Source organism: Nonomuraea marmarensis (genome assembly GCF_043197025.1).
GTDB classification, from domain to species: Bacteria; Actinomycetota; Actinomycetes; order Streptosporangiales; family Streptosporangiaceae; genus Nonomuraea; species Nonomuraea marmarensis.
The window spans coordinates 1-23,201 of the sequence record NZ_JBICRM010000065.1 but is presented as its reverse complement, the minus strand read 5'-3'; the positions used below and the strand labels follow the sequence as shown (position 1 = coordinate 23,201).

Annotated in this window: 24 protein-coding genes; 14 read left to right on the top strand and 10 right to left on the bottom strand. The window is 64.7% G+C overall.

The window, feature by feature from the left end; translation table 11 throughout:
• Positions 1-55: 55 nt before the first annotated feature.
• Both ACFLIM_RS48565 and ACFLIM_RS48560 read right to left on the bottom strand, forming a co-directional pair.
• Positions 56-661, bottom strand: a complete 606-nt coding sequence (locus ACFLIM_RS48565) for a hypothetical protein (protein ID WP_393177421.1) — start codon at positions 659-661, stop codon at positions 56-58.
• Positions 662-685: 24 nt separating this feature from the next.
• A complete protein-coding gene (locus tag ACFLIM_RS48560; RefSeq protein WP_393177419.1) occupies positions 686-1,444 on the bottom strand; it encodes a hypothetical protein in 759 nt (252 codons plus the stop codon).
• A gap of 505 nt (positions 1,445-1,949) precedes the next feature.
• Here ACFLIM_RS48560 and ACFLIM_RS48555 point away from each other — a divergent pair.
• The 3 genes from ACFLIM_RS48555 (at position 1,950) to ACFLIM_RS48545 (ending at position 3,107) form a co-directional block, all read left to right on the top strand.
• Positions 1,950-2,366, top strand: coding sequence for a DUF6313 family protein (locus ACFLIM_RS48555; protein ID WP_393177417.1), 417 nt, complete (start codon positions 1,950-1,952; stop codon positions 2,364-2,366).
• A complete protein-coding gene (locus tag ACFLIM_RS48550; protein ID WP_393177415.1) occupies positions 2,363-2,617 on the top strand; it encodes a DUF6313 family protein in 255 nt (84 codons plus the stop codon). The genes ACFLIM_RS48555 and ACFLIM_RS48550 overlap by 4 nt, the downstream gene beginning before the upstream one ends.
• Before the next feature lie 304 nt (positions 2,618-2,921).
• On the top strand, positions 2,922-3,107 hold the full coding sequence (locus ACFLIM_RS48545) for a cold-shock protein (protein ID WP_393177431.1): 186 nt from the start codon (positions 2,922-2,924) through the stop codon (positions 3,105-3,107).
• Positions 3,108-3,228: 121 nt separating this feature from the next.
• Here the strand turns inward: ACFLIM_RS48545 and ACFLIM_RS48540 are convergent, their stop codons facing one another.
• The 5 genes from ACFLIM_RS48540 to ACFLIM_RS48520 form a co-directional block, all read right to left on the bottom strand.
• Positions 3,229-3,591, bottom strand: a complete 363-nt coding sequence (locus ACFLIM_RS48540) for a tyrosine-type recombinase/integrase (protein WP_393177429.1) — start codon at positions 3,589-3,591, stop codon at positions 3,229-3,231.
• A gap of 506 nt (positions 3,592-4,097) precedes the next feature.
• Positions 4,098-4,514, bottom strand: a complete 417-nt coding sequence (locus ACFLIM_RS48535; RefSeq protein ID WP_393177413.1) for a tyrosine-type recombinase/integrase — start codon at positions 4,512-4,514, stop codon at positions 4,098-4,100.
• Entirely contained in the window at positions 4,514-4,696 is a 183-nt protein-coding gene (locus ACFLIM_RS48530; protein ID WP_393177411.1) for a helix-turn-helix domain-containing protein, read from the bottom strand. The genes ACFLIM_RS48535 and ACFLIM_RS48530 overlap by 1 nt, the downstream gene beginning before the upstream one ends.
• Positions 4,686-5,681, bottom strand: a complete 996-nt coding sequence (locus ACFLIM_RS48525; protein WP_393177409.1) for a replication initiator — start codon at positions 5,679-5,681, stop codon at positions 4,686-4,688. Before ACFLIM_RS48525 ends, ACFLIM_RS48530 begins: the two co-directional genes overlap by 11 nt.
• Before the next feature lie 415 nt (positions 5,682-6,096).
• Positions 6,097-7,023 carry an alpha/beta hydrolase gene (locus tag ACFLIM_RS48520; protein ID WP_393177407.1) on the bottom strand — a complete coding sequence of 309 codons (927 nt, stop codon included), beginning with the start codon at positions 7,021-7,023 and terminating at the stop codon, positions 6,097-6,099.
• Between the two features lie 179 nt (positions 7,024-7,202).
• Between ACFLIM_RS48520 and ACFLIM_RS48515 the strand changes: the two genes are divergently transcribed.
• Both ACFLIM_RS48515 and ACFLIM_RS48510 read left to right on the top strand, forming a co-directional pair.
• Positions 7,203-8,081 carry a helix-turn-helix domain-containing protein gene (locus ACFLIM_RS48515; RefSeq protein WP_393177405.1) on the top strand — a complete coding sequence of 293 codons (879 nt, stop codon included), beginning with the start codon at positions 7,203-7,205 and terminating at the stop codon, positions 8,079-8,081.
• Positions 8,078-8,455, top strand: a complete 378-nt coding sequence (locus ACFLIM_RS48510) for a DUF2255 family protein (protein WP_393177403.1) — start codon at positions 8,078-8,080, stop codon at positions 8,453-8,455. The genes ACFLIM_RS48515 and ACFLIM_RS48510 overlap by 4 nt, the downstream gene beginning before the upstream one ends.
• Positions 8,456-8,517: 62 nt before the next feature.
• On the opposite strand, the gene ACFLIM_RS48505 is transcribed toward ACFLIM_RS48510, so the two are convergent.
• Positions 8,518-9,846 carry an IS256 family transposase gene (locus ACFLIM_RS48505; RefSeq protein WP_393177427.1) on the bottom strand — a complete coding sequence of 443 codons (1,329 nt, stop codon included), beginning with the start codon at positions 9,844-9,846 and terminating at the stop codon, positions 8,518-8,520.
• Positions 9,847-10,183: 337 nt separating this feature from the next.
• Between ACFLIM_RS48505 and ACFLIM_RS48500 the strand changes: the two genes are divergently transcribed.
• The 4 genes from ACFLIM_RS48500 to ACFLIM_RS48485 all read left to right on the top strand — a co-directional run bounded on the left by ACFLIM_RS48500 (position 10,184) and on the right by ACFLIM_RS48485 (position 14,280).
• Entirely contained in the window at positions 10,184-10,321 is a 138-nt protein-coding gene (locus ACFLIM_RS48500) for a hypothetical protein (protein WP_393177401.1), read from the top strand.
• A gap of 959 nt (positions 10,322-11,280) precedes the next feature.
• On the top strand, positions 11,281-12,813 hold the full coding sequence (locus ACFLIM_RS48495) for an ISKra4 family transposase (RefSeq protein ID WP_393177425.1): 1,533 nt from the start codon (positions 11,281-11,283) through the stop codon (positions 12,811-12,813).
• 414 nt (positions 12,814-13,227) lie between these two features.
• On the top strand, positions 13,228-13,719 hold the full coding sequence (locus tag ACFLIM_RS48490) for a TIR domain-containing protein (protein WP_393177399.1): 492 nt from the start codon (positions 13,228-13,230) through the stop codon (positions 13,717-13,719).
• 90 nt (positions 13,720-13,809) lie between these two features.
• A complete protein-coding gene (locus ACFLIM_RS48485; RefSeq protein WP_393177397.1) occupies positions 13,810-14,280 on the top strand; it encodes a hypothetical protein in 471 nt (156 codons plus the stop codon).
• Here the strand turns inward: ACFLIM_RS48485 and ACFLIM_RS48480 are convergent.
• The gene (locus ACFLIM_RS48480; protein WP_393177395.1) at positions 14,277-14,714 is read right to left on the bottom strand and encodes an HIT family protein; all 438 of its coding nucleotides are present in this window, start codon (positions 14,712-14,714) and stop codon (positions 14,277-14,279) included. The two genes, ACFLIM_RS48485 and ACFLIM_RS48480, sit on opposite strands and share 4 nt — an antisense overlap.
• A gap of 825 nt (positions 14,715-15,539) precedes the next feature.
• On the opposite strand from ACFLIM_RS48480, the gene ACFLIM_RS48475 reads away from it, so the two are divergent.
• The 5 genes from ACFLIM_RS48475 to ACFLIM_RS48455 are packed head-to-tail and all read left to right on the top strand — an operon-like array spanning position 15,540 to position 20,882.
• A complete protein-coding gene (locus tag ACFLIM_RS48475) occupies positions 15,540-16,829 on the top strand; it encodes a helix-turn-helix domain-containing protein (RefSeq protein WP_393177393.1) in 1,290 nt (429 codons plus the stop codon).
• Between the two features lie 22 nt (positions 16,830-16,851).
• Positions 16,852-17,580, top strand: coding sequence for a toll/interleukin-1 receptor domain-containing protein (locus ACFLIM_RS48470; protein ID WP_393177391.1), 729 nt, complete (start codon positions 16,852-16,854; stop codon positions 17,578-17,580).
• Complete coding sequence (locus ACFLIM_RS50405) at positions 17,577-19,496, top strand: hypothetical protein (protein ID WP_449291502.1); 1,920 nt, start codon at positions 17,577-17,579, stop codon at positions 19,494-19,496. Before ACFLIM_RS48470 ends, ACFLIM_RS50405 begins: the two co-directional genes overlap by 4 nt.
• An 18-nt stretch (positions 19,497-19,514) precedes the next feature.
• Entirely contained in the window at positions 19,515-20,561 is a 1,047-nt protein-coding gene (locus tag ACFLIM_RS48460) for a hypothetical protein (RefSeq protein ID WP_393177389.1), read from the top strand.
• 27 nt (positions 20,562-20,588) lie between these two features.
• A complete protein-coding gene (locus tag ACFLIM_RS48455; RefSeq protein WP_393177387.1) occupies positions 20,589-20,882 on the top strand; it encodes a hypothetical protein in 294 nt (97 codons plus the stop codon).
• A 19-nt stretch (positions 20,883-20,901) separates the two neighbouring features.
• Here the strand turns inward: ACFLIM_RS48455 and ACFLIM_RS48450 are convergent, their stop codons facing one another.
• Complete coding sequence (locus ACFLIM_RS48450) at positions 20,902-22,644, bottom strand: IS1634 family transposase (protein WP_393177385.1); 1,743 nt, start codon at positions 22,642-22,644, stop codon at positions 20,902-20,904.
• Between the last annotated feature and the right edge of the window lie 557 nt (positions 22,645-23,201).

The window sequence follows — 23,201 nt, the reverse complement described above, 5'->3', positions numbered from 1 at the left end:
ATTCAGGGCTCGGTTATCGACCGCCGCTCGAAGTCCTCGACGAATGGTTCGATAATCAGTCGGTTGCGTGATAGAGTCGACCATATAGTTCATTTGGGACGTGTCCGGAAAACGCCGGGCTCCTCACCAGCGCGGTCACGGCCTGCGAGGTGTCCAGTTGGAACCGGGCTGCGGCCCGGTCCGCCGCCCCCGGGTCGGTGGCGCCGGTGCGCCCGGACTTGCTGAACACCACAGACGGCGCGAGGCGGTCGACGATGGCGGTGAACTCGGCGTCCGGGATCGGCCACCGAGGCAGGTGATCCGGCCAGGCCGGATCGGTGAGGTCCTGGCGGGACAACACGATCCGCCTGGCATGCGGCTGGTTCGGGTCGAGTAGCCGTCCTGCCGCAGCGCCGAGTACCACCGCCGCGCCGACCTCGGGTGGGCCGAGACCGGTGAGCGACTCGCGTAACTCGGCGCGTTTCCGGTTGATCGAGACCCAGGGCTGCCGGTCATCCGGCGACGTCCCGTTCGGGTCGAGGTCGATGGCGTACAGCCCGGCCATGCGATCGATGAGCAGCAGATCGGGTCGGTCAGGTCCGTCCGCGACCAGCAGCACGGTGCCCTCGCGACCGGACACCGCGGCCGCAGCCTCCGACAACACCGGATCGATCCTGAACATCAAGAAGCCTTCCCATGTCGCTACCTACTGATCGGTTCGTCCGAAAAGCCGCTGCTCCTCGTCCAAAGTGGACAGAACGGCGGCGGCAGCGTCCCGTTCCGCGCGGTCCTTGGGCGCGAGTTGGTCCAGTTCGTCCTGAATGGCCTCGCGGGCGGTCGCCGGATCGATGCGGTGGTCCAGGCCAGGCACCCCAATGCCCAGCTTGACTACCAGATCGGAAATCCGGGCCCGTTGCTGTTCGCGACTCGACCGCAACACTTCGGTGCTGGCCGCCCGCAACCCGGCCAGCCTGTCGAGCAGCACTAGTAGCACTCGGAGCACGTCGACCCGCGCGGACCGGGTGCCGTGGATCCGCAACCACGCGGGCCAGGACGACAACGCCAGATAACCGCGCGCCGGCATGAGCTGGGTGGTGAGGGCTGGAACCACCCACATCGACCGGGTGCTGCTTTTCGCCCGATAGGCGCGCAGCTCGTCCCGACGAATACTGGCCAATGCCCGCGGCGCAAGTTCGGAGCCGAAGTATGCGCGGCAGAACTCGGCGATCAGCGCGGGATTCGCCGGTACCCCCAACTCGCTCAATGCGTCCACCGCCTGCTGGCGCGCCGGTGTCGCGGCAGAGCTCGCCGCGCCGGTCGTGGCTTGGCGGACGGACTGAGCGGCCGCGTCGAGTGCTGTGCCCACCCGCTCAGCGGCCTGCTGGTCAAGGGCGGGCATCTTGGTCAACGCGGCCAGCTGACGTAGCAGCTCATCGATGTCCAGCGGCTGCGGCGGTTCCTGCATATTCCAGACTTTACCAGACTTTCCCAGACTTTAGTGAAGAGAGCCGTGTGCTGCTGGTGTTGGTGATTCATGCACGCACCGTGCCACCACGTGGATCGCGTTATCCTGCCGAGTCGTTACACTGAAGGCGCGTGTTGGTTGACCACTCCCGTTTGCAAGCAGGAAGTCAGGAGTTCGAATCTCCTAGGCTCCACTGCACTTCGAAGGCCACTTCCTGTGATCGGGAAGTGGCCTTTTCAATCTTGTACAGCTGCGAAGTACAGCTACGGCTCCGCCTTCCACCGAAGGGTTAGGAGCGGATGATCTTACTGGCCCGTTCCCATCAACGAGAGCCGCACCTTGGTACAGCAGAGCCTCCCGTTGACCTGACCTCAGCAACGTCCTCTCTCCTTGCCGGGATGCGAGACAGACGGCCGACCTGAGACGGAGAGGGCTCCCATTGCCCCTGAACGTTGGCATAGCAGAAGTACTGCCCAGGTGAGAATGTATCCGATATCTTCTGGCCATGGCTGCCGCCGTTCCGCCTCCATCCAAGGGGTCCCTCGTTGCGAGGGGGCGTCGTCGGCTGCGGTCGCTTGCAGGCTTAAACCGACCTCGGTACTGGCTAGTGACAAGAGCAGTGTGGGTTCTCCTGGCCGTTGCAATACTGTTCGCACTGGACGGATGCCTGATTGGCTGGTCGGTGGCTTACGAAGTGCTGATCGGTATCAAGTCTCCGGCGGAAGTTGGCTACGCGCCGGTGAGCTGGGCAGTCTCACTGGTTGGCTGGCTCATCGTTCCGGCCTTCGTGGGTGGACTGGTCGGCTACCTCGTCACCAGGCAGATCGACGCTCGACGGACTGAGTCCGAAGCCGACGTGCTTCAAGATCTGCGAAAGCGCGCACGTGCTAACAGGTCTGCTGGGCGTGGAGGCAGATCATGAGGTCGCTCATGGACCTCCACCAGGAGGGCGAAGGCGGGAAGAAATTCGCAGAACTCTTTGCTGGAAATCCACACGGCGGTAGATGGTCGATCGCAGAAGATCACTGGGAGCGTACCGTGCGGGAGCTCCTACACAGGTCCGTGGAGATGGAGAAGCTCAGTCGAAGAGAAGCCGTCCGCAAGGCCGAAACGGTTGCTCAAGGCTTCCTGTGGGGTCTTGCGAAAGTGGGTCGCTGCCCATGGTGTGGCTAACTAGGAATTTTTTGTCGGCACTGTGGCGAGTTAGGTTGGAATCATGGCAGAGCGTGTGAGCATGGCGAAGGTCTTGGAGGGCCTGATCGCTGACGCCTGTCCAGAGGTTCCCTCAGGTAGTGCTGAAAACCTTGCGAACTTCATCGTGGAGTTGTCAGAAAGACGTCCGATAGCCGAAGCGGACGCAGACCGGATTGCAGGTGCGCTCCTTGAGTGGCTACCCACGCGCTCAGGAGAGGCTGCAGATCGGCAGCGGCTACGGGCAGGCCAGGTTCATACGTCCTCTGGTGCATCGACGGGGACTGTGAAGTGGTTCAACGCGGATAAGGGATACGGGTTCATCGCTGTTGACGGTGGCAAGGACGTTTTCGTCCACTACTCGGCCATCCTGATGGACGGGAACAGAAGCCTTGAGCAAGGTCAACGTGTCGAGTTTGTGATAACGCAAGGGCAGAAGGGGCCGCAAGCAGAGAGCGTTCGTACGCTATAGCAAACCTGCAACCTCTGCGTGACAACCAACGACGACGATCACGAACATCAGCGAAGGTAGAAGGCCATTCCCCCGTGATCGAGGGAATGGCCTTGGTGACCTTCGCCACCGCTGGACGCTACTACGACTCCAACTGATCACCGAGCTTCTTGAGTGCTTGGCGTGTTTCTGCGGACGAGACTTCGCTGTAGACGTTCATGGTTACGGAAATCTGCGAGTGGCGAAGGATCTGCATGGCGACCCGCGGGTGGACGTCGAGGGCGACGAGCAAGGATGCGCAGGTCTTGCAAGTCGCGTGGACGTGGACTTTGCGCACTCCGGCCTTGGCGCATGCATTCGCGAAGCTGCGCCGGAAGTTGGACGGTTCGATCGGCCGGCCAGTGGCGGTGGTGAAGACGAGCCCAGCGTTCTGCCAGCCGTCTCCAGCCGCTTCCCGGGCTGTGTTGCGCGCTTGTTGACGGGCACGGAGAGCCGTCGTGACGATCTCCGGAAACGGCAGCGTGGCGTCGGACGCGTCCGTCTTCGTCTGGCGGTGTAGCAGCTTTCCACCGACAGCGCTGGAGTTGCCAGCCGATCGTCATCTCGGCCTGGTCGAGATCGACGTCTTCCCAGCGCAGCCCAAGCGTTTCGCCCAGGCGCAACCCGAGGACGAGCACCAGGACGTAGGCCGGGTACATAGGGTCCTCGTTCTTGCGTGCCGACTCCAGGAAGGCCCGTGCTTCTTCAACGGACCAGGGCTTGACCTTGCGCTTTCGAGGAACCGACATCTTGACGTTGACGGCGACGTTACGGGTCAGCGTCTCCTCCCGCACGGCGTTGCTCAGCGCGGCCCGAAGCGTCATGTAGGCGTCGTGAACGGTCCACGGGGCAGCGACTGGCAGCACTTGCCGACGGCGCAGCAGTGCCGACGCCGCTTCGGGTTGCTGTGACTCTCGGGCCGAGCGGCATCCTTGCCCTGGTAGCAGCAGAGGCATGAGCGGCGCAGCTTGTTCAGCCAGGCTTGGACGTCTCGAACGTCAGCTTGTCGAGCCGCTTGGAGCCGAGTGCTGGCGTGATGTAGAGCCGGGAGAACATCTCGTAATTCGCCACCGTCTTGGGCGCGAGGTTGGGTTCCACGACGTTCGTGAGCCAGTACGTCAAGTAGTCCGAGAGCTTCGGCGACTTGGTCACCACGGGACCCTTGCGGGCCAGCTCGTGCAGCTTGAGCCACTTCTCGTGGGTCTCCTCGCGGGTCTTGCCGTACGCCCACTTGCGGGTCTTCTTGCCTTCCGGCGTGGTGACCCAGACGTAGCCTGCCCAGCCGTTCTTGTACGGGAAGATCGAGCCTTCGTTGTTGGCCCGGGTACGGCGGCCGTTACGCGGGCGCTTGGGCTCCTCCGGGGAGGCGAGCGCGGTCTTGGCGGGCATCAGGCGGCCTCCTCGCAGAGTCGGGTGATGTAGTGGTCCGGCGCGGTTGCGGGGATCCGGCGGCAGCGGGCCCCGACGACGATGGAGCCGAGTTCGCCGGAGCGGATGAGGTTGTAGACGGTCCAGCGGCTGACCTGCAGCGCCGCCATGGCCTGCGGGACCGTGAGTAGCTCAGAGATCATAGGCGCTTCCGAGGGAGGTCCCGGTGATGGCGGCGGCGAGGAGTTGGTCGCCGAGGCTGTAGCCCTTGCCCGCGTAGGTCCATTCGCTGATCACCAGGACGGTGTCCTCGTCGAAGAGCGGGAGGCGGCCGGTGGTGATCTCGTTGTCGCGTACGTGCTGTTGGCGATCCGCTCGGATGTCGCCAAGGGTGGTGGAGTAGTGGCGGGAGCGGGTGGAGAAGTGGCCGCGGAAGCCGAGCATGTGGGCCCAGTCGGCGAGGCGGAGTTCGGCCAGACCGGGTTCGGCGCCGAGGTGCAGGCAGGTGGTGATGAGACGGCGAGCGTGGTCACGCAGGTTGTACTGCTCCAAGTCCTCGAGGGGATTGATGCGGCGGTCGAGGGTGCCGACGCATTCGGCGGCTTTGGTGGCGTACTTGGCGATGTAGCCGGCCACGGCCTGGTCGGTGAGGTCGCCGTCCAGGGTGATCGGGCGGATGTCGAGTTGGTTGCCCCACCGCAGGACCCGTTCGGGCTGGTCGGCGTGGGCGGGGGCTTTGGCGGAGACGGCCTTGGCGGCGTGCTGGATGGCGTGGGTCAGGGTGTCGGTGGTGGCCCAGGGCGGCGGTGGTGCTTCGGGGCCGCCGGGGCCGTCGAGGCGGATGACAGCGTGGAAGTGGACGACGCCGCGGCGCTGGTATTCGGCGACCTTGGCGAAGGAGAGGGTGAGGTGGTGGCGAAGATCCTTGAGGAACAGGCCACCGAGTTTGGCCAGGTGGCGGCGTACGGAGTCGGCGAAGCGTTTCCACAGCAGCGGAGCGAGGGCGTTGAACAGGACGGAGCCGGTGTAGTCGTAGCAGTCAGGGCACAGCGGTTCGCCGAGGCGCGGGTCGTCTTTGCTGTGCCGTTCGGTGCAGGACATGACGCGGCCGTGCGGGCAGGTCTGGGCGTTGCGGCGGGCGTGGCAGGGCTGGACCTTGCCGTTCTTCTCACATGGGTGCAGATCCATCTGAGGGAGCGGCTGAGCTGGGCGGATAAGGTCTGGGCTGTTTTGACGGGTGGTCGTTGTCTACCGTGTGAGCAGACGCGCGAGACAGTGGTGGCGATGAGCTCGTTGCTGGAGGAGTTGGAGCGGCGGGAGAACGCGGCCCGCTCTCCTGGACGCCCACACCGCGCTCGGTGGTCCGGGCACCGGCTGGGACCCGCACGAGCTGCGGCATTCTGCACTGACGCATCTGGGCGAGGGTAGCGTGAGCCTGCTGATGCCGATGGCCAAGTCCCGGCACAAGAAGGTCGAGACTGTGCGCCGCTACTTCCACCCTCGCCGGAGGCGATCGCCGAGGTGACCAGCCTGCTGAGCCCCGACGACTGGCCCCGGTGATCTGTCGCTCAGGCCGTGTCCGGGCGGCCGAGATCCTCAATCCTCAGGCGGCATCTCCCAGGTTCTTGGTGAAGAACTCGGCCAGCTTCTCGACTGCGGGGCCTACGTACTGGGGCTTGTCGTAGAGGTCGTTGTGGCTGGCGTCCTCGATCCACACGAACTCCTTGGGGCCGGGGGCGCGCTGGAAGGCGTCGATGGTCATCCACGTGGTGATGGCGCGGGTTCCGGCGATCATCATCAGTGGCCGCTGCCCGATCAACGGGATCGGGGCGAACGCGTCGAACATCGCGATCTTGTCGACGCTGCTCCAGTCGAAGAATCGGGCAGAGCGCGGGTGCTCGGCCCGGGGCGTACGGTAGTATTCGAACTCCTCGGCGCCGTACTCGCCCCCGATCGCGCGAGCCTGCTCCAGCGTGTCGGGGATGACCTGGAGCCCTGGCGTCTTCTCGCCGTGCGCCGCGGCGGTGCGGGCCTGAGCGGCGGTGTCCAGCAGAGCGTCGAACGCCGCCGGGTCCTGCGTTCCGTCGGCACCGAGCCGGAAGTGCCGGGAGATGTCGACCGCGCACACCGTGGCCAGGGCCTTCACACGATGGTCGGTGGCCGTGGCCGGGAGCGAGTAACCACCCGAGGCGCAGATGCCCAGAATGCCAATCCGGTCGTGGTCGACCTCGTCACGCGTGGTGAGGAAGGAGACGGCGGCCTTGAAATCCTCGACCCGTTGCGCGGGATCTTCCAAGCCGCGGGGGTCGCCACCGCTCTCGCCCTGGTATGCCGCGTCGTAGGCGAGCGCGACCAGGCCCTTGTCGGCCAGTCGCCGCGCGTACAGACCTGATGCCTGCTCCTTGACCGCACCGCCCTGGTGGCCCACCACGATCGCCGGACGCGGCCCAGGTGCCGCATCGTCGGGGAGGTAGAGGTGGCCGACGATCTGGATGCCGGCGCTGTCGTAGGTGACGTCGATCCTCGCCATGAGGGTTCTCCGTTTCGTGGTCTGCGGGACCGTGCCAGTACGGCGAGCCCCGGGCCCGGCGTGGTGCCGGGCACATCTCCACCATCACCGCGGTCCCGGGGCCCGCATAAGAGTCAGGTTCTTGGCTGGGAAAGAACCTGCCCCCTCACTCTTTCCGCTGGTCGCGGGAGAATGGAGCCATGACTCCCACATCCGGCCCCGACCCCGGCCCCGGCGAGGTCGGGGCTTTCCTCAAAGCCTGCCGCGCCCAGTTGGAGCCCCGGGACGTCGGCCTGCCGGACACCGGCTCCCTCCGCCGGGTCGCAGGACTGCGCCGTCAGGAGGTCGCCCAGCTCGCGGCGATCAGTGTGGACTACTACACGCGGCTGGAGCAGGGCAGGGTCCGGGCCTCCGCGACCGTGCTCGCCACCCTGACCCGGGCGCTGCGCCTCGACGACGACCAGCAGAAGTACCTGTACGAGCTCGCCGGCCGGACCGACGCCCGACCGCGCCGGCGGCGGCCCGCCGAGCGCCCGCGGCCCGCGATGCGGCGCCTGCTCGACCAGCTCACCGCCACGCCCGCCTTCATCCTGGGCAAACGGCTGGACATCCTGGCCTGGAATCCCGGAGCCGCCGCCCTCTACACCGACTTCGCGCAACTCCTCCCGGACCACCGCAACTACGTGCGCCTGCTGTTCACCGACCCGCTCATCCGGGGTATGCACCGGCACTGGGAGCACGACGCCCGCGACGCCGTCGCCGCCCTGCGCATGGACGCCGCAGCCGACCCCGACGACCCCGGCCTCGCCCAACTGGTCGGCGAGCTGTCCGTCCAGGACCCCGACTTCCGCACCTGGTGGGCTGAGCACCGCGTCACCAGCGCCGGCCGCGGCACCAAGCACTACCACCACACACTGGTCGGCGACGTGTCTTTGGACTGCGACACCTGGAACAGCCCCGACGGCTCCGGGCAGCGCCTCGTGATCCTCACCGCCGAACCCGGCACCCCCTCACACGACGCCCTGCGCATCCTCACCTCATGGACCACCACGCCACAGAGGCAAAGCCGCACTCCGTGACCACCTGGACATCCGCAGAACAGCAGATCCTCACCAGCTCCGGCTCCCTCACCCTCACCCTCACCGCCGGAGACCGCGACCAGCCCAGCGTGGAGGTCGGCATGGTCCTCGTGAACGGGCAACTGTACGTCCGCGCCTACCAAGGAGCTCGGTCCCACTGGTACCAGGCGGCCAAGCACCACGGACACGGACACGTCCATCTCGGCGCCCTCACCCGCGACGTACTCTTGCGCACCGCCATCGGCTACGAACCGGCCGACGCGATCGACACCGCCTACCACACCAAATACGGCGGTCGCGGCTCAATCACCACCACCCCGACCGCGCGCTCCGCGACCATCCACATCTCTCCGACCCAGTCGGGGTCCCAGTAGCAATCGCGGAGCTTGTCACCTGAAGTGTGTAAAGATCCTTTCTGGGTGATGGAGAACCCTCTTTACCTGATCCGTCCTGGGTAGGCGGTGTCGAGTTCGTTGAGTGCTTCGCGCCATCCCATGGTGCGCTGGCCTTCGATGAGGCGGGCGGCGCTGGGCGAGGTCTTGGTCTTGCCGGTTTTCTCCTTGTGCGCGGCGCGTTTGCGGGCGCGTTTGTCTTCGATGTTGATGATGGCCAGCCACAGCAGTTTGATCACAGCGTCGTCGCCGGGGAAGTGCCCGCGGGTCTTGATGACCTTGCGGAGCTGGTAGTTCAGGCTTTCGATGCCGTTGGTGGTGTAGAGCAGCTTGCGGACCGGCGCGGTGAAGGCGAAGAACGGCGTGAAGCGGTCCCAGGCGTTTTCGAAGACGCGGGCGGCCTGGGGATACTTGCGGCCCCATGGGCCGTCGGCGAAGGCGGCCAGGGCGTCGAAGGCGGCTTCGGCGTTGGCCGCGGTGTAGATCTTCTTCAGTTCGGCGGCCACCGCGGCGGCGTCGCGGCGGGCGACGGGCCGTAGCGCGTTGCGGATCAGGTGAACGACGCAGGTTTGCACGGTGGTGTGCGGGAACGCCGCGTGTACGGCGTCTTCGAAGCCGTTCAGGCCGTCGCAGCAGGCGATGAGGATGTCGCGTACCCCGCGGTTTTTCAGGTCGGTCATGACCGAGGCCCAGAAGCGGGCGCCTTCGCCGGCGGTCGCCACGTCGAGCGGAGTCTTGGCCAGCCAGATGCCCAGCACGTGCTTTTCCCCGTCGGTGTCGATGCCGATCGCGAGGTAGGCGGGTTTGGCCTGCACGGTGTTGTTGTCGCGGACTTTGACCACGATGGCGTCCAGGAACACCACCGGGTAGATCGGATCCAGCGGCCGGTTCTGCCAGGCGCGGGCCTCTTGCAGGACCGCGTCGGTGATGTTGGAGATGGCCTCATGACTGAGTTCGGTGTCGTAGATCTGGCGCAGGTGGTGCTGGATGTCGCGCACGCTCATGCCGTGCGCGTACAAGCTGATGATCATGTCGTCCAGGCCGCCGGAGACGCGGCCGGCCCGCTTGGGCACCAGCACCGGCTCGAAGCTGCCCTCCCGATCCCGGGGGACGGCCAGCCGGACCGGGCCGACGCCGGTCTGCACCGTCTTGCCGATCTTGCCGTTGCGGGAGTTGCCCGAGCCGTGCCCGGCCGGGTCGTGTTTGCCATAGCCCAGGTGGGCCGACAGTTCGGCCTCCAACGCCCGTTCCAGCACCGCCTTGACCAGCTGGCCGAGCATCGAGCCCTCACCCGTCAGCCGCAGCCCGCCCGCCCCGTCACGCGAGCGCTCCAGCAGCAGATCCAGCACCTGATCGCCGAGCAGTTCCCGCAACGGCACCTCCCCTTCAGGACGGGGGGATTTTTCCCCGCCATGATGAGCAGCCCGTGCCAGGCCTCCCGCCTGCTCATGATTCTGCGCGAAGCTGGTGGTCAGAGCCGATGTTCCTCGTGTGTTCGACATGGTTGACGCTCCCCCCGAAGCGTTAGATGATCTACCTAGACTCATCTACCCACAGTGATCGTTTCCACACTTAGAGTGATACCCCCCAATCGCGGAAAATTCTCTGACCTGCGGTTACTCGGCTTCCCGGTCGCCATCGACGACTCATACGGCCTCGCCAGGCTGCTGGACAGTCTGCGGGAGGCCCGGGGCCCACAACCAGATCGCCATGCTGGCCGAGCGGTTTCCGGCGCTCGGGCACTTCAAGGAATTCCTCAAAATCAGTGATCATCGGGAGTGGTTCCGGTTCGGGCGGGAACCTGATGGCAGTGCCGCACTCCCCTGGACGCGGGATGACCTGGAGTGAATTGGCCCGTAGAGCCGTGACCGTCTCACCGGCCCCGGATTTCCTGGTGGGTGCGGCCCCCGGACAGCTCCGGAACGTGTTTGGGCGAACAAGCCTGACCACGACCTCACGAGCAGAGGCTTCGGTGAACGGCACGGTGCGTGAGCCGTCGTTCCACCCACTCTGCGGCATGGAACCATCGAGCCATGACCCGATGGGTGCGGTTCTCCGGTTCTCTTCCAGGGATTGGTTGACCTGGGAGTTTGAGGTCTGGTCGTGGGTGGGGTCGTCTTCTACCGTTCGATGTGGAGGCGACCACGATGGGCTCACTGTTTGATGAGCTGGCGCGGCGGGAGGCCGTGGTCCGGCAGCGGATCGAGGAGATCCGGGAACAGATCACCGAGTTGAACGAACTGCTGGAGGACGAGGAGGATCGGCTGTCCCGGCTGGTCATCACCCGGGAAACGGTGGAGGAGATCGTGGGCGAGGTCGCCCAGGTTAATGCCGGACCCGCGGATGAGGCCGTTTCCGTTGAGATGGTCCGGGCCGCTGAGGGGGCGGCGTCGCCGATCGGGGTACTGACGGTGCCGCCGTGGCGGCCGGGCATGACGGCGTCGGTGTTGCCGGAGGCGTATCGCGACGCGGTGGAGATCCTGGCGGATGCGGCCGCGCCGATGCGGGCGGGGGCAGATCGCGGTGGCGATGGGGCTGGAGGACTCGGCGGCCAAGCGAGAAGGGCTACGGTCCAAGCTCAAGCGGCTGGTCGAGCGCGGGTGGGCGACCCAGAACGAGCCGGGACTGTTCACGCTGGCAGCCTCGGCGGCCCGTGCGCTGGCCGCCGGGCCAGCGACCGGGTCGAGCGATGGACAGGACGGCATTGCCTCCTCACCGGCGGGGTGATTGCGGGCGGGCTCTTCCCCGGTGCAGGTTCGAAGGCGACCAAACCTGACAACCAACCGCGCCGGGAAGAAGAGCCCGCGATGGAAAGCTACGTCGCCGGGGCCGGAGCTGACGCGTTTGCGGCCGCGAGGAACACCTTCAACTGTCTCCTTGGACAGCTCGCCGGCCCGCAGACGATGGACCTGCCGCACGATCGTCTGGAGGACATGCTGGCCGAGCAGGGGCGTGAGCTGCTTCGGCTGCTGTTGCAGGCGCACCTGGATCTTCGCGCCGACCGTGAGCGGGCCCGTGCCCAGCGCCTTCGCGGTACCGGCGCCGGGTTGACCGGCGCAGACGGAACCGAACGCCGCCGCTTGGAGAACGGGCACCACCGGCTGCTGGCCACGGTGTTCGGGACGGTGACCGTCACCCGCTGCGCCTGGCGCGCCTCACAGGCGGCGAACCTGTATCCGGCCGACCAGCAGCTGTCGCTCCCGGCCGGGAGGCACTCGCACGGGCTGGCGCGCCTGGCCTGCCTGGAGGCGGTACGTGGCTCGTTCGATGGCGCCCGGGACGCGATCACCACGCGGTGCGGGAACGTGGTCGGCAAACGCCAGCTGCTGGAATTGGTGCGGCGGGCGGCGGCCGATATCGACGCCTTCGACGCCGCCCAGACACCGATCCCACGCACCGCTGACGAGCTTGTGATCGTCAGTTGCGATCAGAAAGGCGTGGTCATGCGGCCCGAGGCGTTGCGACCGGCCACCGCCAAGGCGGCCGCCCGGGCCACGCGCACCTTCCGGACCCGGCTGGCCTCCGGGGAGAAACCCGCGCGCAAGAGAATGGCGACCCTGGGGGCGGTCTACGACGCGGTCCCCGCGCCGCGCCGCCCACACGACGTGATCGCCGTTCCCGGCGGACGGCACGGCGACCGACCGCCGCGCCCCGGCCCGGTTGCCCAACGCAAATGGTTGTGCGGATCGGTCACCCGCGAACCCGACGAGGTCATCGCGCAGGTATTCAACCAGGCCGAGGCTCGCGACCCCACCCACGCGCGCACCTGGGTCGTGCTGGTCGACGGCGCCCGGCATCAACTCGACCTGATCCGCGCTGAGGCCACCCGCCGCAAGGTGACCATCCACATCGTCATCGACTTCATCCACGTCATCGAGAAGATCTGGGCCGGGGCCTGGGACCTGCACCACCCCGGCGACAGCGCGGCCGAGGACTGGGTCGCCACCCACGCCCTGGCCCTGCTGGCCGGACACACCGACCAGGTCATCGCCGCCCTCGACGCCCAGGCGACTGCGCTGCCCACCCGCTGCCGCGAACAGATCGACGCAGCGATCCGTTACCTGAGCGGCCGCGCCGCGTTCCTGCGTTACGACCAGGCCCTGAAGGCCGGCTGGCCGATAGCCACCGGCGTGATCGAAGGCGCAGTTCACCACATCGTGGCCGACAGACTCGACATCGGCGGCGCCCGCTGGGGCCTGGCCGGAGCCGAGGCCGTCCTGAAGCTGCGCACCGTGGTCGCCAACGACAGCTTTCCGGAATATTGGCGGTTCCACCTCGCACGCGAACACCACCGCGTTCACCACACCCACGACCAAGCCGAGTACGGCCTCACGGCCTGATCAATTCGCTCCCTCAGGAGGAACTACTCCCAACGTAGATGGGTGGCTGGGGGCTGATCACCTCGCACACCATCGACTCAGGCAAGCCCAGCAGACCGACTCCTCCGTATCAAGCCCGGCTCTGACCGCGGGACAACGCATGATCGAGGAACGGCGACCGGCGAACGTACACGCGAAGCCGAGCTTGACACTCCGTCCCCGGCCCACTGCCGCTACGCGGTGAGTCGACGGCTACGAGGTGATCAGGTGGGTTGTGGATAGTGCCGCGATGGCCGCAAACACACAAATGCCCCGAACATCGCATTTGGGTCATTTCCATCATTATAGTGCAATTGCATTGTGATCTTGGGAACGGTCCATTAGACTCTCCCGACAATCGAGAGGTGCGCCAAATTACTAAGGAGAGGAAATCGAATGGCGCGAAAGGTTTTCTACAGCTTTCACTATGTTCCAGATAACTGGCGAGCAGCTCAGATTCGCCAAGCTGGAGTACTAGAGGGCAACCAGCCTATCTCCGACAATGATTGGGAGGAGGTTACAGATGGTGGCGATGCGGCGATCCAGAAGTGGATTGATAATCAATTCTTCGGTAAGTCATGCGCGGTAGTTCTGATCGGAGCCAAAACAGCCGGTAGAAAATGGATCAATTACGAGATCAGGAAGGCTTGGGAAGATCGCAAAGGTCTCGTAGGCGTGCACATTCATAATCTTCTGGACCGAAATAGCCATCAGTCATATAAGGGACACAATCCTTTTGATGATTTCAACGTAGACGGCGTAAAGCTATCGTCTATTGTCAAGGCTTACGATCCGCCATTTACGACAAGCACTTATGTGTACGGCCACATAACCTCGAACATCGCCGCCTGGGTCGAGGAAGCTATCGCAATTCGGGCCCGGTACTAAGCTAAGGCCGCTATCGCTCGACGCGCTGCAAGGCCACTCCCGCTGGTCTTGCAGTCTTGTAGTTTTCGGCGGATCAGCTAAGATCTCCGTATGCTCAAGCGCATACTTGGATTCCGCGGACTTGGGGCCATCGAGCCGCCCGCTCGGGACGAGTCATTAAGCAGCGAGAGAATCAAGCACCTGGAACTGATCCAGAATATCGTAACTCGCTTCTCGGCAAACTCCTTCGTAATCAAGGGGTGGACTATAACTGCCTCCTCCGCCTTCTATGCGTACGTAGCCACGCATCTAGACTGGAGAGTCGCAGCAACGGCTCTAGCTCCTGTCCTTCTGTTCTGGTACTTAGATGCATATTTCCTGCGCCAAGAGAGGCTATTCAGGTGCCTCTATAACGACGTACGCAGAGCAGAAATACAAACAGAGCCATTCTCGATGGATATCAGCCCGTATTTCAAGGGTAGAGCGACCATCAAGGTCGCATTCTCGCGCACGCTTTGGCCGTTCTACTTAATCATATTCGGACTAGGAATATCTCTATTGATTGGTAGCCTCGTGGCCTAGGTGTGCATCTCTCTTACCGCAATCACATTGCGAATGAGCATGGCCAGGTTTTTGGCCATTATTGCGTCGAACTCGCGCTTGGGGGGCCAGATGTCTCCGATTCTGTCGTTGGCCCACCGAGGCACAAGGTGGGTATGGAAATGGAAGACGGTTTGTGAGGCTGCACGACCAGAAGAACTGATCACATTCATTCCCTCAGGTGCGAGAGCTTCCTTCAGTGCAGCGGCAACCTTAAGGGTTGAGCGTGCAAGCGCCTCGACGGTCGGCTCATCAAGGCTGAAGAGGTCAGGCATGTGCGACTTTGGGATCAGTAGCGTATGCCCCGTGACTGCTGGATACAGAGGAAAAAAGCCGACCGTGTAGGTGTCTTCATAGACGATCTCTGCTTCAGGGTTGGACACTATCGTGCAAAAGTCACACGAAGCTTTGTGCATTTCTACCCCCTATCCATGCTGCCACGCACTTGCCGCCAATCCTAAGTTATATACGCCAAATGGCGGACGTGCTGATCGTCCTCTCGAGTTCCAGGCCAAGTCGCAATAAATGACTCGACACCTGCCCTCTACCCGAAACCTACGCAAACTTGCGTGCAGCACTCCAAGGACTCACCCCAACCAGTCGGCAGCACTTGGACGAAGCCTGATGTTTGCTGTACAGCAGCCAGTACAGCAACGCCGACTCACTCAACCGAACGGCGGCCACCTATGCCTGCTGTCCAGAGCAACGTGAGAGTGATCCACAAGCTGTCCGCCTCGCCCTACGGATCAGAAGGCTAGGGGTTCGAGTCCTCTCGGCCGCGCACGTGCGCGGCCGCCGTGCGTCGTGGTTCGACGCGTCCGAAGCGGCTGGCGATCCGGTGCATCAGGTCGTTAAGGTGACCATCCAGCTGTCAGAGTCGACGCTGTCGGCCTCGGCCATCACCGGATCTTCAGATGTCTTCACAAACTCCGAATGATCACGTGATAGCCGTCTTCACGCCACCTCAAGGCCCAAGACCTCGAAGCGTCACTGAGTACTCACCGACGATCACGCTACTTGCGAGCATGCGACAGTCGAACTCCTGCTGGACCGTTTTCTATGCCTGTATGTCGACAAAGTCCGGCTTAAGAACGGGGCATGCTCGACATCACCCACCGTCTCCTATTTTCTAGGAAGTTGGAAACGGGAAACGCCAGCACTGGTCTTGTCCAGCCGATGATGATGCCGCAGTGTTGCACATGGCACCCACGGCTGATCAGGTGGACAGCGACGGAGGTCCCATGGTTCGGCAGCCGATTTCCTTCGGAGGAGAGCTCCGCAGGCGGCGTCTGGCCGCGGACCTCAGTCTTACCGATCTGGCCAGGCTGGTTCATTACAGCAAGGGCCAGCTGAGCAAGGTCGAACGAGGCTTGAAAGCGCCGAGCCAGGACCTCGCCCGGCTTTGTGATGCGGCGCTCGACGCTTCAGGTGCTCTCGCCGCTCTAGCACCGGGACGGGCTGCCGATGTGGAGCCATTGGAGTTGCACGCCGATGAGAAGGAGGTGTGGTCGATGCGACTATCCGCGGATGGGCAAAGCTGGTTCGAGCCGATGAGCCGGCGGCAGGTGATGGCCGCAGGCGCCGTATCCATGACGGGGATGAGCATCGGCATGCCTGGCACGTCGATTCGCGCCAACGACAGCACGCTGCTCGGAATGTCCAGGAGCCTCTTCGACCAGTATCGAAAGCTTGGCCAAGTGACCGATCCGGGCCTCGTCTTGCCTGCGCTCATCGCGCAGACTCACATGTTGCGCGAGTTCGCTACGGGTGCCGGGGGGCGGACGCGTCAGGAGTTTCTCAAACTCGGCTCACGCTACGCGGAGTACGTCGGTTGGTTGGTACAGGAGAGCGGGAATGAGCCGGGCGCGCTGTGGTGGACACAGCGTGCGGTCGATCTGGCGGCTGCGGGCGGCGATCATGACCTTGCCGCATACGCGCTGGTCCGCCGTGCCCTCGTCACGCTGTATCGCGAGGATGCCGAACAGACCGTCGAGCTGGCTCGGCGAGCGCAGGAGGGCAGGTTGCCGTCACGCATCCGGGGGCTGGCATTCCAGCGGGAAGCCCAGGGGCACGCGATGGCGGGAGATTACGACGCGTGCATGAGGAGCCTTGACCGGGCCCGTACGCTGCTCGCGCACCCCGCTCCGGAGCAGGACGTGCCCGTCATCGGCACCACGAACCTGTACGACCCGGTCGCGATGATCAGCGGATGGTGTCTGTACGACCTGGGGAGGCCGCGCGAAGCCGCCGACACGCTGGACCAGCAGATGGCGCAGGTGCCCTCGGGGGCGTTGCGCACCCAGGTCCGCTACGGCGTACGTCGTGCGCTCGCGCACGCCTCGGCCGGCGAAGTCGAGCACGCCTGTGGCCTGACCAGCCTGCTGCTGGACAGTGCCATGACGGTCCGATCGGCCACCATCGCCGCTGATCTGCGCAAGCTGGCGCGGATCCTGGCCCGCCATCCGCGGAACCCGGCGGCTCGCGAGCTGACCCCCGAACTCACCGCAGCACTGCAGACCGTTGCGGCGTAAATCCACAAGAAGGAACGTTCCAATGCACGATGTGTTCATCAGTTATCGCACTGGAGACGGCGACAAGAGTGCCACCACCATTGAGACGAACCTTCGTGAGCGCTTCGGCGAAGGGAAGATATTCCGCGCCTCCAGCAGCATCAAGCCGGGTGAGCACTACCCGGCGAAACTGCTCGACGCCGTTCGGCACAGCACCGCCGTCATCGCCGTCATCGGACCCGACTGGTCCAGCTCTCCCCGCCTGCACGACGAGAACGACTGGGTGCGTAGGGAGCTCGCGGAGGCCTTCGCCTGCGGGATCCACGTCATCCCGGTTCTCGACGGCCGCCGGACCGAGCGGTTGAAAGCGGCGGCTCTGCCGCCCGAGCTGTGCCGACTTGCCGACCTGCAGTCGCTGCCGCTGGACGCGAGCGACGCGCGGTCGCAGCTCGAGCGCATTGGTGATCTGCTTACTGAACTGGTGCCTGCCCTCAAAGCGTCCGATCGGCGTGCCACCCAGTCGCCCGAATCCGGCTCCGTGGCGAACTCCATAGACGAGGTCAGCGGCGGCACAGGGGTGCAGAGCCGCGACATCACCGGCGACGTGGGCACCGTCGTCAAGGACAACCGTGGTCCGGTCCACACGGGAAAAGGCGATATCAACTCCCACACCTTCTCGGGCGATGGGGCGACGTACATAGCCGGCGACAACAAGGGTGCAATCAGGCACCGCTTCGGTGACCGTCGAGAGCGGGAGGACGGCGACCGGTGAGCGACCAGTTCCGTTCGGAGGTGTCGGGGACAGAGGGGTCTGTCCACACCGGCCCGGGTGACCAGTACAACTACTATTACGGTTCCTTGACAGATTCGAAGGGCAGATCCCACCGGTCCCTGGCCGATGACCAGCTCGTGTGGCTCCGCCAGCACTTCGTCCATCCGGTGGGCTTCGACCGGGCTCGAACGATTCTGGACCACCACAGAACGGTCCTGCTGGACGGGCCGCCGGGTAGTGGCAGGAACGCCGCTGCGAAGATGCTGCTGCACGAGCGCTGCTCGCATACGGAGACCATCCATGAGTTGCTGCTGGAGGATGACCGTGACGGTCTTTTCGACCTCGGCAGCATCGGCGATGGCGACTTACGGCTGCTGGACCTCTCTGACGAGGACGAGAAGACCTGGGCCGAGGTGCGCGGCGAGCTGACGCCGTTGCGCAAGACCGTGCTCGACCACGCGGCACACCTAGTGGTGGTGCTGCCAGCCCACGGCGCCAGGAGCCTTCCGGCCGAGTTCGGTCGGTACCGGGTGGAGATCGAACGTCCGGTGGCCATGGAGGTGGTGCAGCGCTACCTGCGCGCGGCGGGCGTGCCGACAAGCGAAACCGGCTCCAGGCCCAAAGCCCTGACCGACTATCTCGACGTCCAGCCGACGATGCGGGCCCTCGCCCACTACGTCGCGCTAATCCTCGACGCTCGGGCAAAGATGAGCGGCACGGATTTCGGCGTCTGGTGCGCGGTGGCGTACAAGGTACTTACGACGGTGGACGGCGAGGTGGCCAAGAAGGTCACCACGCTGAATCGGGGACCGCAACGTGCATTGCTACTCGCCACAGCGATGCTACATGGTGCGCATGCCGACAGCGTCCATCAGGCGGCCGTGCTGCTCTTGCGAGCCGCGGAGCACCCGGACGACGAGGGTTCGCTCTTGGAGCGGGCAGATCTCCGCCACCGCCTGGACGAGATCGGCGCGAAAGTCGACACGTCCGGCAGGGTGTGGTTTGAGCAGCTCGGATACGCCTCGGCGATCCGCGCCCATTTCTGGAAGAACATGCCGGAGCTGCGCGATGTGCTCGGGCAGTGGGTGTTACGGACGGTCGACATCGCGGACCTGGACGTCGACGAGCGTGACCGCCTGGTACAGCGCTTTACCGAGCAGTGCCTGCACGAGCGGTATCGGCAAGGACTGGCGGCCCTGATCCCCGAATGGGCGGCGAAACCCACCCATCCCCGGCTACGGGCAGCGGCCCAAGCATTGAAAAGGGGACTGCAGGACGAACACGGCCAGTTCTTCCGCAAGCAGATCTACGACTGGTCAACGGAGAACAGCCCCTCCTACGGGCTCAGACTGGTGCTCACTCAGATCTGTCACGAAGTCATGGCCGTGCTCCATCCGGAGAAGGCCGTGGTGCGCCTCCATCACCTGGCCCGGCGCGAACGCGGGGCGACGCACGCCCGGGACGCGCTGACGGATCTGGCGCTGGGGGAGGCTCGACTCCATCGCCTCATGCTGGAGCGCCTGGCGAGGGATCTCGTGAAAGAACGGCTATGGGAAACCGATATCGACCTCTTCCTGGATTACGTGGACCCGGATGCACTGGTGCGAATGGAGGTACGCACCCGTGCCGTCATCGCCGAATCCGCACTACGAGGAGGGCTGACCTCGGGATGGAGTGTCGTGTTCGCCCGGCGCCCGCCGGAGGTGTGGACCGCGCGGGCACAGGAATGGCTGCGTACGGCCCTCGTACATGAGCGATATCTCCAAGTGCTCATCGCCGGGGGCGCGCAGCGCATGAACGTACTCGCGCGCATGTACACCCTCGCCCGTGATCTGCCCGGCGTTCCGGAGGAACGGCGGCTCCTTTTCGCTGATCTCGTCAGGCAGAAGATCAATGCCGCCCTGCAAGGCGCCTGATTCGTTAGGGAGACAACCATGGGACACGGCCGTAACACGGTGAATCTCTTCTTCCTCATTGTCGGCGGGGCCCTGCTGGTGGGCGTGGTCTACTTCGCTCCCTGGCCGGTGTGGGCCATGCTCGTCCTGGCCATTCTCGTCGCTGCGGCGGTGCTGGGCTCGCGAGCGTTCCGCGATCGATCCCGCACCGCCCCTCCGGAGCCGCCGCCTCCATACATCCCCGTGGCACCGGTCCAGCGACGTGAACAGCGGGTCGACCGGGTGGCGCTGCCGAGCAGCGTGGACGATTACGACTTCCTGTTCTCCGCGACCGTGTTCTGGGCGTCCACCAGGGCCGTGATGGACGAGTCGATTGTCAATCCGGCGGCCCTCGCGATCGAGGCCATTCTGGAGCGCGCCAAGAGAATCACTCAGCACCGGCCACCGGGCAGAGCCTCGCTCGTCCAGCACGAGTTGAGCGGTGCGCTCGGCAGGATGCAACTGGATGCCGCTGGGCATCTCCAGGCCATGGCCGAGTCAATCGTGCTCGTCCTTCCCGAGCATGACCAGGAGCGCCTGGACAAGCTCGCCGCCGTGCGCAAGGACAAGGCGCTGTGGGAGCACGAGAGGAAGTACGAGCAGAGCAAACGCGAATATCTCGGCGAGGACGTCTTGAAGAACACCGGCAGCGCCGTCGTCTGGTGGCTCACCAGGAACGACGATCACGTGGAGAAGACGGTGCAGGACATCGGTCTTCTGGCGCAACTGTCTGCGGCCGCGAACAACAAAGAGATCCCCGAGCGCTTCCATACCTTGACGGAGGAGCCGCTTCTGTCACAGCCATCTTTCGATTCCGCGTTCTCATCAGGATTCCGCACCGGAACGACGCCGGCCGACTGCTTCGAGGCGTTCTTACGGTCGATGGATTTCAATGAGGATGATCCGCAGCGCTCTCTCTTCACGGCACAGGTGGCTGAGCATGTCATGCAACACGGACGGCAAGAGGTGGCCGCCGAATTGCTGCGTCGGTTCGACGCTTCCCCGCCACCGATGTCCGACCCCATGACCGATGACCTGAGCTCGTGAGGCTCGTACGAATCCTGGAGGCAGATCGTGGAGGCAGAGCTCATGGCATTGGCCGGCTCGGCGGCGACGACACTGGTGGGACTGATGATTTCCGATTCGTGGGCGCACACGAAGGACAAGCTCGCCCGATTCTTCGCCCGTAGCGGCGCTGAAGACGAGATAGCGAAGACGCTCGACACCGCGCGGGCCGAGCTCGTGGCGGCGCGCGAGACAGGCGATGCTCCGACCCACGTTCCGCAGATGTGTAGCGAGAAAAGCACACAGATATGCGGCCTGAGCTGCGGAAACGCCTGCGGGCACGCTGATGCGGCGTGTCACTAGGCGTGAGTGTTGTGCCTGGTCAGCCGTTTGCGGTGGGGATGGCTTCGACGATCTTCTTCGGGGTCGGGATGTCGAGTTTGGTCAGGATGTCGCGCTGGGGCTTGGTCAACTCGGCGCGCTGACGGAAGGTGCCCGTTGGGCCGGTGAAGGTGGCCACCGTGAGCAGGTCGAAGTCGTCGCGGATGCGGTTCCAGGTGGAGCCGGTGGTGGTCTCGATGATGCGGATCAGCAGCAGCGCCAGCCAGCACAAGATGACGTGCGCGCGGATGCGTTCCTCCAGTCGGTGATAGACCGGGCGCAGGTCGATGACCTGCTTCATGTCGCGCCAGCCCCGCTCGACCTCCAGCAATTGCTTGTAGCCAACCGCGATGTCCTCGGCCGACAGCTTGGGGTCGGAGCAGCGCAGCAGGTACTTGCTGTCCAGGTTCGCCTCGGCCTTGACCTTCGCCGCGTCGATGCGCAGCAGCCCGTTCGGGGTGGTGCGCAGGTAGCGGTTCAGGCCGGGCTTGGTGGAGAGGACGCCGCGGAGTTCGGCGCGTTGGGTGGCGCTGAGCGCGTCGGTGTCGGCGATCAGCTCCTGGAGTTGCGCGAGGAGGCGTTCGCGGATGGCGGCGTCGCGTTCGGCCCCGTCGGGGTTGAAGCAGATCACGAACCGGTCGGCCTCGCCGATCCGGACCTCTTTGACCTTCAGGTTGTTGGCCACGTCCTGGTAGCGGCCTTGGCGGGACAGGGCGGCCTTGGCCTCGGCCGAGCCCGAGCGCAGCCGTTCGCCGATGATGTAGTGATGGTCGCCTTGGCGTAGGTAGCGGCGGTTGTCGGCGGAGGTGAAGCCGCGATCACCGACCCACACGATCTTGGACAGGGTCCAGTCCCGCATGTCGTTCTTGACCTGGCGGATCAGGGCGGTGTCGGTGGTGTTGCCGGGCCAGGACCAGATGCGGACCGGGATGCCGTCGCGGGTGACGGCCATGCCAATGACGATCTGCGGCAGGTCGTCGCGGTGATCTTTGGACTTGCCGCGGGCGCGGAAGCCCTTCATCACCGGCTCGTCGCCGTCGCCGTCGCCGTCGCCGTCGCCGTCGCCGTCGCCGTTTTCGGGGTCGGGCAGGGGAACGCCGCGCTGGTCGCGGGCGATCGGCTCGTCGGGTTCGTCGATCTCGAAGTAGGTGGAGGTGGTGTCGAAGAACAGCAGGTCGACTTCGAGGTTGAGCAGGGTGGCGACCTGGTCGAACACCTTGCGTTCGACCGAGTCTTGGACCTGGTGCAGCCAGTCCATCGCCCGGTAGCAGGCGTCGTCGCTGCAGGTGGGCAGGCCGTCGATGTGGGCGTTGCGGCCGATCCAGTGCGAGGCGGCCAGTTTGGAGGAGGCGTCCAGGGCGCGGTTGGCGACCAGGGCGAACAGCACCCGTTCGGTGAACGGGCTGCGGCGGGTGGAGGCGAGGATGCGCGTCAGGATCGTGTCGATCTTCAGCTGCCGCCACAGCTGGTCGAGCAGGTAGGGGCCGCCGTAGGCGGCTGAGCCGATGAAGGTCAGTTCCGCGCCCGAGGTGAGGGCGGCGGCCCGGCCCGGATCCAGCAGTCGGCATAGCGAGCCGACCAGGCGTTCGACGGCGGCGCGGTCGATCTGGTCTTCGCGGCCGAAGTTGTGCAGGACCTTCATCTTGGCGGTCTTGGCGACGGGGTCCCATTCGTTGTGGGCGAGTTGGAGGTATCGCACCGTGGTGCCGTTTTTGTTCTTCCGGGTTGCTGTCCTGACGAACATGTCACCAGACCATAGCGGCACACTTGCAGATCGTGGCGGGGTTATCGGCGGAGTCGTGTCACTAGGACTTTCCGTCGTTTCCACCAGGCCAGACCGCGCTGACCTGCGGGTTCAGACCCGAACATGTCTTGGATCATGAATTAGCTGCGGAACGCGGGTCCGAGGGAGGCCGACATTGAAGCCGAGTGGCATAACCGGCTCCGCCTCTTGTTGCAAAGCGACCCATCTGTGGTGGAGGAACTGCGGCACCTGATCCGGGCAGCCGGCGCGCGGTCCGAAGCTTGTCCCAAGGACACCGTGCGCAATGTCGTCAGCGGGGGAAAGCAGTTCGGTCCGGTTATCCAAACAGGCCGCATCTCCACAGTCGCCTTCTCAGCGCCCGAAGCTGGATCGGCGCCAGACGAGACCATCACCCATGGTGGAGAAGAGAAGTGGGGTGCCCCGATCTTTCCGGACACGGACCCAAGTAGGGTTTACGTGACACCCGGAAGGCAAGGTAGTGGCGAAGAGGCCGAGGCATTACTCTCCCGAATTGCGGGCCGAAGTCGTTAAGTACG

Excerpts from the sequence above, each read along its gene's own strand:
- ACFLIM_RS48565 (WP_393177421.1), bottom strand. The coding sequence starts at position 661 with ATGTTCAGGATCGATCCGGTGTTGTCGGAGGCTGCGGCCGCGGTGTCC.
- ACFLIM_RS48560 (WP_393177419.1), bottom strand. The coding sequence starts at position 1,444 with ATGCAGGAACCGCCGCAGCCGCTGGACATCGATGAGCTGCTACGTCAG.
- ACFLIM_RS48555 (WP_393177417.1), top strand. The coding sequence starts at position 1,950 with ATGGCTGCCGCCGTTCCGCCTCCATCCAAGGGGTCCCTCGTTGCGAGG.
- ACFLIM_RS48550 (WP_393177415.1), top strand. The coding sequence starts at position 2,363 with ATGAGGTCGCTCATGGACCTCCACCAGGAGGGCGAAGGCGGGAAGAAA.
- ACFLIM_RS48535 (WP_393177413.1), bottom strand. The coding sequence starts at position 4,514 with ATGCCCGCCAAGACCGCGCTCGCCTCCCCGGAGGAGCCCAAGCGCCCG.
- ACFLIM_RS48530 (WP_393177411.1), bottom strand. The coding sequence starts at position 4,696 with ATGATCTCTGAGCTACTCACGGTCCCGCAGGCCATGGCGGCGCTGCAG.
- ACFLIM_RS48525 (WP_393177409.1), bottom strand. The coding sequence starts at position 5,681 with ATGGATCTGCACCCATGTGAGAAGAACGGCAAGGTCCAGCCCTGCCAC.
- ACFLIM_RS48520 (WP_393177407.1), bottom strand. The coding sequence starts at position 7,023 with ATGGCGAGGATCGACGTCACCTACGACAGCGCCGGCATCCAGATCGTC.
- ACFLIM_RS48515 (WP_393177405.1), top strand. The coding sequence starts at position 7,203 with ATGACTCCCACATCCGGCCCCGACCCCGGCCCCGGCGAGGTCGGGGCT.
- ACFLIM_RS48500 (WP_393177401.1), top strand. The coding sequence starts at position 10,184 with ATGCTGGCCGAGCGGTTTCCGGCGCTCGGGCACTTCAAGGAATTCCTC.
- ACFLIM_RS48495 (WP_393177425.1), top strand. The coding sequence starts at position 11,281 with ATGGAAAGCTACGTCGCCGGGGCCGGAGCTGACGCGTTTGCGGCCGCG.
- ACFLIM_RS48490 (WP_393177399.1), top strand. The coding sequence starts at position 13,228 with ATGGCGCGAAAGGTTTTCTACAGCTTTCACTATGTTCCAGATAACTGG.
- ACFLIM_RS48485 (WP_393177397.1), top strand. The coding sequence starts at position 13,810 with ATGCTCAAGCGCATACTTGGATTCCGCGGACTTGGGGCCATCGAGCCG.
- ACFLIM_RS48480 (WP_393177395.1), bottom strand. The coding sequence starts at position 14,714 with ATGCACAAAGCTTCGTGTGACTTTTGCACGATAGTGTCCAACCCTGAA.
- ACFLIM_RS48475 (WP_393177393.1), top strand. The coding sequence starts at position 15,540 with ATGGTTCGGCAGCCGATTTCCTTCGGAGGAGAGCTCCGCAGGCGGCGT.
- ACFLIM_RS48470 (WP_393177391.1), top strand. The coding sequence starts at position 16,852 with ATGCACGATGTGTTCATCAGTTATCGCACTGGAGACGGCGACAAGAGT.
- ACFLIM_RS48460 (WP_393177389.1), top strand. The coding sequence starts at position 19,515 with ATGGGACACGGCCGTAACACGGTGAATCTCTTCTTCCTCATTGTCGGC.
- ACFLIM_RS48450 (WP_393177385.1), bottom strand. The coding sequence starts at position 22,644 with ATGTTCGTCAGGACAGCAACCCGGAAGAACAAAAACGGCACCACGGTG.